This is a genomic window from Pseudomonas sp. EU05-FHT14B02 (assembly GCF_058791055.1).
Genome location: NZ_JBYTDD010000025.1, coordinates 19,175 through 32,277, shown reverse-complemented (window position 1 = coordinate 32,277; position 13,103 = coordinate 19,175). Strand labels below are relative to the sequence as shown.

11 protein-coding genes are annotated in these 13,103 nt (G+C 60.3%); 7 read left to right on the top strand and 4 right to left on the bottom strand.

What is annotated here, in order from left to right; genetic code table 11:
- Positions 1–22: 22 nt before the first annotated feature.
- From AC3WTM_RS21440 to AC3WTM_RS21425, 4 genes are all read right to left on the bottom strand, one after another.
- Entirely contained in the window at positions 23–982 is a 960-nt protein-coding gene (locus AC3WTM_RS21440; protein ID WP_102672413.1) for an alpha/beta fold hydrolase, read from the bottom strand.
- A 16-nt stretch (positions 983–998) separates the two neighbouring features.
- Positions 999–2,411: an FAD/NAD(P)-binding protein gene (locus AC3WTM_RS21435; protein WP_102672414.1), complete on the bottom strand. Its 1,413-nt coding sequence runs from the start codon at positions 2,409–2,411 to the stop codon at positions 999–1,001.
- A gap of 261 nt (positions 2,412–2,672) precedes the next feature.
- Complete coding sequence (locus tag AC3WTM_RS21430) at positions 2,673–3,107, bottom strand: GFA family protein (protein ID WP_102672415.1); 435 nt, start codon at positions 3,105–3,107, stop codon at positions 2,673–2,675.
- Positions 3,108–3,178: 71 nt separating this feature from the next.
- Positions 3,179–4,120 carry a carbon-nitrogen hydrolase family protein gene (locus AC3WTM_RS21425; protein ID WP_102672416.1) on the bottom strand — a complete coding sequence of 314 codons (942 nt, stop codon included), beginning with the start codon at positions 4,118–4,120 and terminating at the stop codon, positions 3,179–3,181.
- Between the two features lie 103 nt (positions 4,121–4,223).
- On the opposite strand from AC3WTM_RS21425, the gene AC3WTM_RS21420 reads away from it, so the two are divergent.
- The 7 genes from AC3WTM_RS21420 (at position 4,224) to AC3WTM_RS21390 (ending at position 13,061) form a co-directional block, all read left to right on the top strand.
- Positions 4,224–4,928 (top strand): winged helix-turn-helix transcriptional regulator, encoded by a 705-nt coding sequence (locus tag AC3WTM_RS21420; protein ID WP_102672417.1) that lies wholly within the window; start codon positions 4,224–4,226, stop codon positions 4,926–4,928.
- Between the two features lie 621 nt (positions 4,929–5,549).
- Entirely contained in the window at positions 5,550–6,800 is a 1,251-nt protein-coding gene (locus AC3WTM_RS21415; protein ID WP_102672418.1) for an OprD family outer membrane porin, read from the top strand.
- A 148-nt stretch (positions 6,801–6,948) separates the two neighbouring features.
- Entirely contained in the window at positions 6,949–8,304 is a 1,356-nt protein-coding gene (locus AC3WTM_RS21410; protein WP_102672419.1) for a spinster family MFS transporter, read from the top strand.
- An 85-nt stretch (positions 8,305–8,389) separates the two neighbouring features.
- On the top strand, positions 8,390–9,364 hold the full coding sequence (locus tag AC3WTM_RS21405) for an AraC family transcriptional regulator (RefSeq protein WP_102672420.1): 975 nt from the start codon (positions 8,390–8,392) through the stop codon (positions 9,362–9,364).
- A gap of 96 nt (positions 9,365–9,460) precedes the next feature.
- Positions 9,461–10,567, top strand: coding sequence for an NAD/NADP-dependent octopine/nopaline dehydrogenase family protein (locus AC3WTM_RS21400; RefSeq protein WP_102672421.1), 1,107 nt, complete (start codon positions 9,461–9,463; stop codon positions 10,565–10,567).
- On the top strand, positions 10,567–11,565 hold the full coding sequence (locus AC3WTM_RS21395) for a 3-hydroxybutyryl-CoA dehydrogenase (RefSeq protein WP_102672422.1): 999 nt from the start codon (positions 10,567–10,569) through the stop codon (positions 11,563–11,565). Before AC3WTM_RS21400 ends, AC3WTM_RS21395 begins: the two co-directional genes overlap by 1 nt.
- 338 nt (positions 11,566–11,903) lie before the next feature.
- On the top strand, positions 11,904–13,061 hold the full coding sequence (locus AC3WTM_RS21390) for an HD-GYP domain-containing protein (protein WP_102672423.1): 1,158 nt from the start codon (positions 11,904–11,906) through the stop codon (positions 13,059–13,061).
- Positions 13,062–13,103: the final 42 nt, after the last annotated feature.

Here is a 13,103-nt window from a genome sequence, read left to right as displayed (position 1 = left end):
TTCCCTCCAGTTTTAAATCCATTCAGAGTTCCTTCAGGAAGCCCAGTAGCAGCTCATTGACCTCTGTCGCGCGCTCTTGCTGTATCCAGTGGCCTGCACCTTCGAGGATATGACTCCCGCGCAGTCCCGGCAGTGTCTGCGCGAAGGCTTCGATCTGCCGCGGGGAGCCGGGAAACTTCAGCACGCCGTCGCGGCTCCCGGCAATGAACATCGACGGCTGCCGGATAATGCAACCGCGCCAAGGTGCCAGAAGCGCCCATGAGCGCGTCATGTTGCGGTACCAGTTCAAGCCGCCGCGAAATCCGCTGCGGGTGAATTCGCGGGTGTAATAGGCAATGTCCTCAAGGCTTAGCCAGACTGGCAGGGTTTCGGGCTCGACCATCGCGCCCAGGAAGCCCTGGCCCGGCTTCAGCTGGCCGAACACAGGCCAATCGGGTCCGTCACCCGAGCCACTGAAGTAGATGCGCCGGATCGACGACTCGACGTCCCTTTCCAGCTCGGCCTCGGCCACACCCGGCGTCTGGAAATACTGGATGTAGAAGTCGCTGATACCCCGCGAGGCAAGCGCACTGAGGAGCTCCACGCGCGCCGGTGGCGAGAAGGGAACGCTCATGCCGACCACCGCGCGGAACAGATCGGGTCGCATCAATGCTGCGCTCCAGGCCACCAGCGCCCCCCAGTCATGGCCGACGATCACGGCTTGCTGTTCGCCGAGAGCGTGGACCAGTTCGACCATGTCGCCTACCAGATGGAGCGTGGTGTAGGCGTCGGGTTCGGCCGGCGCATCTGTGCCGCCACAGCCGCGCATGTCGGGCGCTACCGCTCTGTAGCCGGCGGCCGCCAGCGCAGCAAGCTGGTTGCGCCACGAGTACCCCAGCTCCGGGAATCCGTGGCATAGCAAGACCAAGGGACCGGAGCCCTGGATGGCGACCTGCATACGGATGCCATTGATGTCGAGCAGTTCGAGGTGTGGCTCGTTCATGTGCGCTTCCTGCGATTCAAGCGATGGCCTCCAGCAAACGCGGCAGATTCGTCAGAGCCTGTTGTCTGCTGACAGCGAGCCGATGCAGCTGTGCCAGTTTCTCGGTGTCGGTTTCTTGCAAGCCCCTGACCACCGCCGTCATGAAGTACAAACGCGACTGCCTGATCCAGCGGGACAGACCTTCATGCTCTCCCCAGCGTAGTTGGTTACCCAGGTAGACCGCCCAGATTCTGATCCAGTCCGTGGGGACGTGAGGCGGGGGGACCATTGTGCAAAACGCGTTCATTTGTGCTTGATCGTCCAGGTGGCTTTCCACATAAGCGATCAAGGCCGCGCTGAACAAGGGTTGGCAGCTGCTTACCATCAACAGGTTGATCTTGTCGCCGTCGAATACCTGCATTTCGGGGAGTGTCGGGATGGCACTGGCGCTGCAATCAATGTGCAGAGCATTTGGGCTTGTGGCGATGCTGCCCTGCTCGAGCACGATGCGCGTTGGCTCGATAACGCTCACTCTCCCCAGGCGCACAATATTGTCGATGCGTCGAAGCTCGCGCATTTCCGCTTGAGTGACGGTGGCGCAGCGGTAAGCGGTGGGTTCGACGGACGTATCCATGCGCAAGAGCTGGCCCGCCGCCTCAAGCCTGGAGAACAGGTCCGGGATCGAGTCCGCGGCTGCGATAGCGTCGAACTGTGCCGTGAGGCCGCCGATTGTTCGTTCGAAGCTGTCGAGGCCGGGTTGCAAGTTGGCCCGGTCGATCAACCACGGATCGTTCGGCATGATCCAGCAGATTTTTTCGGGCGCAACACCGTTTTGCAGGCACCACAGGCAGGCGTCGATCCCGGTCTTGCCCGATCCCACCACTACGTAGCCAGTGTGTGGGTGCCGGATCTTCGGCAGGTCGTTCAGTGGCACGCATTGCACACCGGGCTCCACCTTGTATCTGGGCGGGTGGGTCGAGGGCACAGCCGTCTGGGCATGGGTGGCGTCCACCACCTTTTTGTGCACCCGCACCTGATGGCTTACGCCGCTGATCAGCGAGGTAAACCGGTGGTCGTCAATGCGGTCGCCGGTGTAGTCGCACATGGGGAAGTAACGGACCTGACCTGACGGCAGAAACTGCTGATTCATCACCTGGTCGAAGTAGCTCATCACCTCGGCGCCGGAGGCTAGCTCATACAAGCCCTCGTTCAGCGCCGTCGTGTCCTTCGTTCCGCTGCCCAGTTCCCGTGAGTTGACGCCATAGAAGGCCGAGGGCTGGTGCAATCGGACAAAGGGGTAGGCATCATTCCAGTGCCCGCCAGGTCGACCGTGTCGATCCACCATCACGATACGTGCATTCGTTTCCTTGAGTAGCGTATCGACGAAGGCCATGGCCGTCGCGCCAGCCCCGATGATCAGATAGTCGGTTTCGATCGGATTTTCGTCCATATGGTTGCACCTTCCTGACGGTTGCCCCCCTCAACCTCCGTAGATTAGCCACCCATGCCGCGCGCAATAGAACGAATGCTCCTCACCCACATAACCAATGGAATTAATGGCTGCCGCCTGAATGTCCATACTCAAGCCGGCATGCGCGAAGAAAAACTACGCGGCCTGGATTTCAGTTAACCGGTAGTCATGACATTGCCGAACAGATGGCAACTGGCGTAATCAGGCAAGGTTGGATCGCCGCACGCTAGCGTGCTGGCGCTATTCGTCCATGCTGACGCCCGATCCTCCTAATTCGCTGGGGACATCCTTCAGCTTGGGCAACCCGTCTTTGATGCGTAGCCTTGCCTCCTGATAGTGCACGTGAACCCCTGGCGAATACGCGAGATCCGGGATGACAGCGGCATACACGTCGATGAGCCCCATCCCAGGGTGTTCGGTAAAGAGGTGTCCGCCGCAACTCTTGCACCATTTGCGATAACTCTGCGGTGTCTTGTTGTAGGTACCAATGTTGTCAGCCCCCCGAGTTACTTGCACCGCCTCGGGTTTCCACAGCGTGAAGGCGTTGACCGGCGCTGCTGACCAATGTCGACACGACTCGCAATGGCAATAGCCCATTGCGGCCGGCTCACCGCTGACGGTGAACTCGACTGCGCCGCAAAAACAACAGCCTTTGTAAGACCTTTGGATGCTCATGGAATGACTCCTTCATCAGTTATTACACATACCGTCGAAGTTGGGATGGATCGCCTGAGCGTTGGTTAGCGTCACTCGTCGATGAGGCGCACCGCTGTCGCCGGCGTGCGTCGCACCTGCAGTTCAAAAATGTCAGGGCGCGCATAATGCCCGGTGACGTCGAGCGTCCGTCGCGCTGGCGCCACGAGTGAGGTGTCGATGTCCGCATACAGAATGCCTGCCTCACGGTGTAATGGACCGGCTGTGATCCGGCCTTGAGGGTTGACCACCACCGAGTCGCCATCGTTGATCCACTCTTGCGGATCGGGAAACAGTTGCATGCGAGCCGGAAAATCATCGGGAATGTCGCTGCCACGCAACGAGGTGCCACTGCCGATCACCCAGCATCGACCTTCCAGTGCAATGTGACGCATCGTGCTGATCCAGCCATCGCCGGTGTCGTACGTGGGGGCGACATAGATTTCCACTCCCTGGGCATACAATGAATAGCGCGCCAGGGGCATGTAGTTTTCCCAGCAGATGAGCGCACCAATGCGGCCGACGGGTGTATCGACCGTACGCAACCCCGACGCATCACCGAAACCATGGACCATGCGCTCGGGGTTCGTTGGCATCAGCTTGCGATGCCGGTTGAGCACTTCACCGTTCGTACCGATAACGACTACGCTGTTGTAGAGCGTGCCGCCTCCATTGCGCCGCTCGCATTCATTTATGCCGCATACGATTGTCACGGCATGAGCGCTGGCGACCTCGCACAATTCGTTCAGGTCACCGTTCGCGATATCAACGGCGTTGGCCAGCAGACGCGTGTGTAACTGGCCCATTAAAGCCCCGTCTTTTCCCGCCGCCAGCCGCCAGATCCACGACGGGTAACCTGGAATGAACGATTCGGGTAAAACAACCAACGAGGCTCCAGCCGCCGCAGCCTCAGCGACCGATTGCACGGCTCGGGCGATCGTCGCGCTGCGATCGAGCAGCACTGGCGGCCGCTGAATGATGGCTATCTTGGTCATGGCGTTCTCCTGATACGGTGGCTTTGGCAGGTTTCAGCGTGCACGTGGCGATACCGCGAGGCTAGTTCAGAATCTGAAGCGTTGTATGTGCGGAGGACAGGCAATGGATGAAAGCTACGGTCAGTTCTGTACGGTCGCGCGCGGTGCTGAAGCACTGTGCGAGCGCTGGACGCCTTTGGTCGTGCGCGAACTGCTGTGCGGCAGTAAGCGCTTCAATGAACTGCACCGCGGCGTACCACGGATGTCCACCAGCTTGCTGGCACAGCGGCTGCGCCACCTGGAAGATATCGGTGTCGTACATCGCACGGCCACGGGCAAAGTCTGGGAGTACAGCCTGACCGAGGCAGGCGAGGAACTGCGCCCCATCATCATGGCGCTAGGGCATTGGGGCGCGCGTTGGATAGGTAGTCGCCTTCGCGATAACGAACTCGACGCGGGCCTGCTCATGTGGGACGTGCGCCGGTTCGCGCGCATCGAGATGTTCCCGTCCCGGGCGGTGGTCATTCACTTCAGGTTCCGCGACGCGCGGTCCGGCGAGCAAGAGTGGTGGCTCGTGGTCGAACATGGTGTGGCAGATCTGTGCCGCGACGACCCCGGACGCGAACTCACACTCGTCGTGGACTCTAGCGTGCGCGCGTTGACCGAGGTGTGGACTGGCGACCGCACACCAAGGGAGGTTCTTCAGTCGCGAGAGCTGCGTGTGGACGGCGCTGTGCAGGATGCGGAAAACCTGTGGCGCTGGCTTGGCACGAGTGCGTTCGCCGGTACCCGGAGCGCTGCAATCCAGCCTTTGCAATATCCATCTTGAGATTGCGATACAGCATCAGCAGCTTGTGCGCTTCCGGATGGCCCGGCGCCAGGGGATGGGCTTCCAGTTCGCCGAATGGCGCGGCGAAGTGCTGTTGCTGCAGGGGGGCTTGCAGGCTGCAGTGCTCAGGCAGTCTGCATCAGGCTGCGCAATTGGAGAATCGCCTGCGCAATCGGGGAGGTTGGCAGGCAGTGCAATCGCTAGCTTAGGGCCCATCCAACAACAAGACCTCGCTTAAGGAAGGCTTATGCAATTCAGGCTTGCCATCTCCCTCCGTGTGCCCTGCGCTTTTGAGTCGACTAAGGGAAACCTTTAGCTGGGTTGAAGTTTTCCCCCCAACGGATGCTGTTCATCTCGATATCGGCGCGGCGCCTACTCGCTTACCTTGGGTAGACAAGAGGTGTGTCCTCTTGGCTGGCTGTTCCACTGAGCCCGCCTGGCGCTTTACCCCATAACAACAATAGGTCTGACAATGCTCGAACCCATCGTTCTTTATATCCCTGATGCAATCCGCCTTGCTGCTCAAGAGGGCTCGGTGTTCGGCTGCCGGCATTTTTAGTTTTAGTTCGAATCTGCTCCTATAAATACAGTGCCCAGCACATACAGATGTGGAGAAGTTAGATGTATCAGGTAAATCAATGTTGCCGTGGGCTCGGTATTGCCGGTGTGTTGGGAATTATCTGTTCGCCATTGACAGCCTATGCCGATATTGTTGATGACAGTCACTTGAAAGTGGATACGCGAAACTTCTACTTGCACCGTAACTACACCAATACCAATGCGCCGGTTTCTGAAGTGCATAGTTGGTCCCAGGGTTTCGATGCGCAGTTTACCTCCGGTTACACCGACACGGCCCTGGCAATCGGCCTTGATGTGGATGCGCAGTACGCCGTTCGCCTGGATTCGTCGGGCAATGACGGTTCGCTGCCGTACAGCGTCCGCGACCAGCAGACGGCCGATGACTACAGTCGCGCCGGTGCAACCTTCAAGATGCGCTACAGCAAGACCGAATTGAAGGTCGGTGATCTTCGTCCACAACTGCCGGTGGCGTCCGATGACCCCAGTCGGCAACTGGATACGATCTATCAAGGGGCCGTGGTCGAGTCCAGGGAAGTCGATGGGTTGACGATGACCGGTGGCCGGTTCTGGTCTGCCGTGACACGGGAATCTTCCAACCACGAGAAGCTGTACAAGTTTGGTTCCACCGATAATCTCGACAGTGACGGCCTGGACTTCGGCGGTGCAACTTACGACATTGCCAAGAACCTGCAAGCCAGTTATTTCTACGGCGTGTTGCACGACATTTATCAGCAACACTATTTCGGCCTGATGCATATGGCTGACTTGGGTAATGGATACAAACTTAAAACTGACTTGCGCTACTTCAATAACAATGAAGATGGCAATGCGTTGAACGGTGAGATCGACAACCGTTCCTACGGCGCCTTGTTCACTTTGCTCAAAGGCGCCCACATGTTTGGCCTCAGTTACCAGCGTATGCTCGGTGACAGCGTGTTCCCGACGATGAACGGTTATATCCCGCAACCTTACCTGGTGCACTGGTCGTCCCTGGGGTTTGTCCGCCCGGATGAAAAGTCCTGGGGGGCGCGGTACAGCTATGACTTTGCCGGGATGGGCGTGCCAGGGCTGAAGCTCTACACCCGCTATATCAAGGGTACCAACTGGGACCGTGGCAACAACCTGAGCGACAACCAGGAAAGCGAACGTTTTCTGGGGCTCAGCTACGTGGTCCAGAGCGGGGCGCTGCAAGGCCTGGGGCTGGACCTGCGCAACATCGACGTGAAACAGAAGTACGGCTACGACTACAACGAATTCCGTGTCGCCACGACCTACACCTGGAAGTTCTGGTAAGCCCGGTCCACCCGGGATTTGCCCCCATAACAATAAGAGGCCTGACCATGTTCGAACCCTTTGTCCTTTGCATCTGCCCCGCAACTTTCCAGTCGTTGTTCTGCGCACCGCTACGCGCATGAGCGGATTCCAAGAGGAGCAAACACTAGTGAATATCCAGGTCGATAACGCGGTCCTGCAGAAGAAGAAAACCTACATTTACGAGTGGTACGTGGTCGGCCTGTGCATGATCGCCTACATCTTTTCATTCGTGGATCGGCAGATCCTGGCGCTGATGATCGAGCCGATCAAAGCCGACCTGCAGATCAGCGACACCCAGTTCAGCTTGCTGCACGGGCTGGCCTTTTCGTTGTTCTACGCGTTCATGGGCATGCCCATCGCCTATCTGGCCGACCGCTTCTCCCGACCGAAGATCATCGCCGTCGGCGTGGTGTTCTGGAGCCTGGCGACTGCAGCGTGCGGCCTGAGCAAGAACTTCCTGCACATGTTCCTCGCCCGCATTGGCGTCGGTGTCGGCGAGGCGGCGCTGTCGCCCTCGGCCTACTCGATGTTCAGCGACATGTTCCCCAAGGAGAAACTCGGCCGCGCGGTGGGCATCTACTCGATCGGCTCGTTCGTCGGTGGTGGCCTGGCCTTCCTGGTGGGCGGCTATGTGATTGCGATGCTCAAGGACATGAACACCATCGAGGTCGCCTTACTCGGCGCGATGAAGGCCTGGCAACTGGCGTTCTTCATTGTCGGCCTGCCCGGCATCTTGGTGGGCCTGTTGATCTGGCTCACCGTGCGCGATCCGGCGCGCAAAGGCCTGCAGGTGGATGCGCAGGGGCAGGCCAAGAAGGTCGGGATGGGCGATGGCCTGCGCTTCCTCGCTCGCCACCGCGCCACCTTCACCTGTCATTACCTGGGCTTTTCATTTTACGCCATGGCCTTGTTCTGCTTGATGAGCTGGAGCCCGGCGCTGTACATCCGCAAGTTCGGCCTGTCGCCGATGGAGGCGGGCTACATGCTCGGCACCGTGCTGTTGGTGGCCAATACCGGCGGGGTGCTGTTCGGTGGATGGCTCACCGATTATCTGGCCAAGAAAGGTCATCAGGACGCAGCCATGCGCACCGGCGTCATCGGCGCCCTCGGCATGGCGGTGCCGGCCGTGCTGTTCTCTCAAGTCGATCAACTGTGGCTGTCGGTGACCCTGTTGGTGCCAGCGATGTTCTTCGCCTCGTTCCCGATGCCGGCGTCCACGGCGGCGATGCAGATCCTCGCACCGAACCAGGTGCGCGCACAGGTCTCGGCCGTGTTCCTGCTAATCAGCAATCTGCTGGGTTTGGGCCTGGGCACCACGCTGGTGGCGCTGTTGACCGACCGCTACTTCGGATCGCCCGCGGCGGTAGGGTCGTCGATGTCGCTGGTGATCGCCGGTGCATCGGCGTTGACCGTGCTGCTGCTCTGGCGTGGTTGCCGTCGTTTTCGCGAAAGTTATGCCCGGGAGTATCCGACCCGGGCTTGATTGGTCATAGTCCACGATTGGTGCCTCGGCCTCGCTCCTGTCAAAGGGAGCGGGGCCGAGACGCTCCACGTCAGGAGAACCCTTGATGTTGAATGACGTACACCTGCTGGAACGGCACAGCCTGCTCAGTTCGGCCGACTACCGAGAGATCAAGGACAAGGTCAGCCAATACCTGTGCCCGCACAGTTTCAACGTGCTGCGTGACGAGCCGATCTACACCCGGCTCAACGGCGTATTCTTCGGCGATTCGGCGCTGCTCGACCTGCGTTATGGCGCGCCGGTGGAGATCACCATCGGCGACATTGCCGATCAGTACCTGTTTCGCATCACCTTGCAGGGGCATTGCGAAGTGGCCCACGGGCGGCGCAGCGCGGCGATGCAGTCGGGCTACCTGAGCGTTTCCTCGCCGTTCGCGCAAAGCCGCATCGTCACCGATGGCGAGTGCCGCAACCTGATCCTGCGCGTCGACCGTGATGCCCTGGAGACGCAGCTGCAACGCCTGCTCGGCCGCAGCCTGCGCCAGTCGGTGATCTTTGATATCAGCGTCGACCATCTGGGCGCCGGTGTCGTAAGCCTTTATCACACCCTGGACTACATCTGCCGGCTCTACGGCAGCGGCGTTGACGGTTCGCGCCTCGCCAGCGGCCTGTCCGAATACCTGATGCAGTTGCTGCTCACGCAGCTGCCGCATAACTACTCCGCGGATCTGTTGATCGATTCGCGCGTGCCGCTGCCGCATCACGTGAAAAAGGCCCGTGACTACATCGAGGAACACCTCGACGAACCGATCAGCCTGACGACCCTGAGCGAACTGTGTGGTGTCTCGGTGCGCACCTTGCAGAACGGCTTCAACCAGTTCCTCCAGCAGGCGCCGGTCGAGTACATCCGCGATCGTCGCCTGGCGGTCATCCACGAGTCGCTCAAGCAGGGCAGGGCCGGCGAAACCGTCACCGATATCCTGTTGCGTCATGGCATCAACAGCTTCGGGCATTTCTCCAGTGCTTATCGGCAACGCTATGGTTGCCTGCCGTCGGACACCCTGCGGCGGCAGAAGCATTGAGACACCTGCGCAATCCGTCATTCGGCTGCGCAATCGGAGGAGTCTGTGGCGGTGCGGCTCGATAGGATCGAGTCTCTGACAAAAAGGAGTATCTGCATGAATATTACCGTGCTGGGTGGTGGTCACGGCTGTTACGCCGCTGCTGTCGAAATGGCTGAAAAGGGGCACCAGACCCGCCTGTGGCGTCGAGACTGCGTCGCGCTCAAGGAGCTGCTGGCCATCGGCAGCCTGACCATCAGGGACTACCGGGGCACTCGCCAGTTATCTGTCGGCCAGCAGGGCGACAAGCTGTCCCTGACCGACGACCTGGCCGAAGCCCTGGGCGACGCGCAACTGGTGATCATCCCGCTGCCGTCGACCTCCCACGAAGACCTGGCCAAACATGTTGCGCCGCACCTGCACGACGGTCAGGTGGTGTTCCTGCCGCCGGGCACCTTTGGCAGTTTCGTGTTTGCCAAGGCCATGGCCGATGCGGGCAACCGGAGCAAGGTCGCCTTCGCTGAAACCGGTACGCTGCCGTACCTGGTACGCAAGCATGGCGCCAGTGACCTGGTGATCAGCGGCTACGCCACCCGCCTGCCGACCGGTGTATTCCCCAGCAACCTGTCCGAGCATGCTTTTGCGGTGCTGCGTGAAGCCTACCCGAGCGTCGAGCCGATTGAAGACGCCCTGAGCGGTGCGTTGATGAACGCAGGCCCCATTATCCACCCGCCGCTGATCATGATGAACGCGGGGCCGCTGGAGCATTTCGAGGCCTGGGACATTCACAACGAAGGCACCCAACCGTCGATTCGTCGCGTGACCAACCAGCTTGATGCCGAACGCATGGCCGTGCGTGAAGCACTGACCTACGGCGCGCCGCACTTTCCCCTCGCTGACCACTACAACACCACCGAAGGTGATGAGTGGATGTACGGTCGCGGTGCCCATGGCAAGTTGACCGATAGTGGTGACTGGCGCGAGGACATCGACCTGCAGAAGCATCGCTACATGCTCGAAGACACCCGCCTGGGCCTGTCCTTCCTGGTGTCCGTCGGCCGCTGGGCCGGTGTGCCGACGCCGGTCGCGCAGGGCCTGCTGAGCATTGCCTCGGTCGTCGCGGCGCGCGATCTCTACGCCGAAGGCCGCACCCTGGAAAACCTCGGTCTGGCCACGCTGAGTCGGGCTCAGATGACCGAACTGCTGACCAGGGGCTACAACTGATGAACGCCGCGCTGCCCCAAGTCAGCGTGGTCGGTGCCGGCCGGATGGGTGAGGGCATTGCCCTGGCGTTCATCCATGCGGGCCTGCCGGTCACCCTCATCGATATCAAGGATCGCGCCGAGGATGAGCGGCACGGCTACTTCGAACGTGTGCGCAACAACATCCGCAACGAATTGCAGATGCTGGTACGCCTCGGCATGCTCCGGCTGGAACAGGCCGACATCGCGATAGCCCGGTTGACGCTGCAATCCAGATCCCAGGCCGCAGATGCAATGCGCAGGTGCGACCTGGTGTTCGAGGCGGTGCCGGAAGTCATCGCGGTCAAGCAAGAGACCTTCGCCTGGGTCAGCGAGCATGTGCCGGTGTCGACCATCATCGCGTCGACCACCTCGACCTTCCTGGTTACCGAGTTGAGCGAAATGGTCAGCACACCTGCGCGCTTCGTGAACGCGCACTGGCTCAATCCCGCGTACCTGATGCCGCTGGTGGAAGTCAGCCGCAGCGAAGCGACCTGCCCGCAGGTGGTCGAACGACTGCTGCAACTGCTCAAGCGCATCGGCAAGGTGCCCGTGGTGTGCAGCCCGGTGGCTGGCTACATCGTGCCGCGCATTCAGGCACTGGTGATGAACGAAGCGGCACGGATGGTGGAAGAGGGCGTGGCCAGCGCAGAAGATATCGACACGGCGGTGCGCGTCGGCTTTGGTTTGCGCTTCTCGGTGCTGGGCCTGCTTGAGTTCATCGACTGGGGTGGCGGCGACATTTTGTACTACGCCTCGCGTTACCTGAGTGGAGCGCTATCACCGCGTTTCGAGTCACCACAAGTGATCGCCGACAACATGCAGAACGGCCGCAATGGCTTGCGCGATGGCCAGGGTTTCTACGACTACCGTGACATGGACGTGGACGCCTACAAACAGCAGCGTCTGGGCGACTTTGTCCGCAAGCTGAAGTTGTCGGGGCTGACGCCCGCGTTCGATGGCGCCTTGAAGCAGGCCTGAGCATCAGGGCCCGGATGCAGGGCCCTGACACGCTTGACGATTTTCCGGTCCTACAGGCAGTACTGGCTGGTGGGCAGCACGTCGATCTTGGAGCGACGGTCGTGCTGCCTGGTCCATCCGGATGACCGAAAATCCCTGGCGTCATAGTCAATCAAGGTCAGCGTTGGGTAATACCTCAAACAGACTATTGACCCACACTATGAGGGCAACGGCTGACGCTTCTGGTTCGGGCTCGGCGCCGGGCAGGTCCGCAGAACAGCAGCTAAGCTCTCTTGCGCTGGGGCGGCGCTGGAAGTGTTGCCTCGGGATGTCCATTTCCGGCAAGGGAGCCATCCGCCATGAGTGCCGAACAGAGTCATTACAGTCCGCCGACCCTGCTGGTGGTCGATGACACGCCCGACAACCTGATGCTGATGACGGATCTGCTCAAGGATCGCTATCGGGTCAAGGCTGCCAATAGCGGTGAAAAGGCGTTGCGCATACTGCAGGGCGACGCACTCCCTGACCTGATCCTGCTGGACGTGATGATGCCCGGGCTGTCCGGCCATGAAGTGGCTCGGCAGCTCAAGCGCGACCCGCGTACCCGTGACATTCCCATCATCTTTCTGACGGCCATGGCCGACACCGAAGACGAGATCCATGGGCTGGAACTGGGGGCTGTCGACTACATCACCAAACCAATCAGAGCGGCGCTGGTCCTGGCGCGGGTGGATACCCAGCTCAAGCTCAAGGCGGCTGCAGACTTCCTGCGCGATCATAACGACTACCTGGAGAAGGAAGTGGCGCGCCGGACCCGCGAGGTGATTGCGATCCAGGATGTGGCCATCCAGGCCATGGCTTCACTGGCCGAGACTCGCGATAACGAAACGGGCAACCATATCCGGCGGACCCAGCATTACATCAAAGTGCTGGCCGAGCATCTGCGTGCTCATCCGCGCTTCAGTCACTTTCTCACCGAGGACACCATCGAGTTATTGTTCAAGTCGGCGCCGCTGCACGACATCGGCAAGATCGGCATCCCCGACCATATTCTCCTCAAACCGGGACGCTATACCGAGGAAGAGTTCGAGATCATGAAGACTCATACAACGCTGGGACGTGACGCCATCCAGCATGCCGAGGATCAGCTCGGCATTCGCGCCGAGTTCCTCAGCCTGGCCAAGGAGATTGCCTACAGTCACCAGGAAAAATGGGACGGAAGTGGGTATCCGCAAGGGCTGGCGGGTGACGACATCCCCGTCAGCGCCCGGTTGATGGCGGTGGCGGACGTCTATGACGCATTGATCAGCCGTCGGGTCTATAAAGCGGGCATGCCCCACGCGCAGGCCGTCGAGATTATTCGTCAGGGGCGAGGCACGCACTTCGACCCCGACATCTGCGATGCCTTCCTCGATTGCCTCGAACAGTTCCAGACCATTGCCGAGCGCTTCGCCGATACCGACCAGGACATGGCCGGCAAGCGGGCTGCTCTGGAACGTATCGGCCAGACTCCGTGAACCCGCCATTGCCCCTTCGTCAGTGTTTTCATCAGGTCTACG

Coding starts and splice junctions, on each gene's coding strand:
- AC3WTM_RS21415 (WP_102672418.1), top strand. CDS start 5,550: ATGTATCAGGTAAATCAATGTTGCCGTGGGCTCGGTATTGCCGGTGTG.
- AC3WTM_RS21390 (WP_102672423.1), top strand. CDS start 11,904: ATGAGTGCCGAACAGAGTCATTACAGTCCGCCGACCCTGCTGGTGGTC.
- AC3WTM_RS21395 (WP_102672422.1), top strand. CDS start 10,567: ATGAACGCCGCGCTGCCCCAAGTCAGCGTGGTCGGTGCCGGCCGGATG.
- AC3WTM_RS21440 (WP_102672413.1), bottom strand. CDS start 982: ATGAACGAGCCACACCTCGAACTGCTCGACATCAATGGCATCCGTATG.
- AC3WTM_RS21425 (WP_102672416.1), bottom strand. CDS start 4,120: ATGACCAAGATAGCCATCATTCAGCGGCCGCCAGTGCTGCTCGATCGC.
- AC3WTM_RS21430 (WP_102672415.1), bottom strand. CDS start 3,107: ATGAGCATCCAAAGGTCTTACAAAGGCTGTTGTTTTTGCGGCGCAGTC.
- AC3WTM_RS21400 (WP_102672421.1), top strand. CDS start 9,461: ATGAATATTACCGTGCTGGGTGGTGGTCACGGCTGTTACGCCGCTGCT.
- AC3WTM_RS21435 (WP_102672414.1), bottom strand. CDS start 2,411: ATGGACGAAAATCCGATCGAAACCGACTATCTGATCATCGGGGCTGGC.
- AC3WTM_RS21405 (WP_102672420.1), top strand. CDS start 8,390: ATGTTGAATGACGTACACCTGCTGGAACGGCACAGCCTGCTCAGTTCG.
- AC3WTM_RS21420 (WP_102672417.1), top strand. CDS start 4,224: ATGGATGAAAGCTACGGTCAGTTCTGTACGGTCGCGCGCGGTGCTGAA.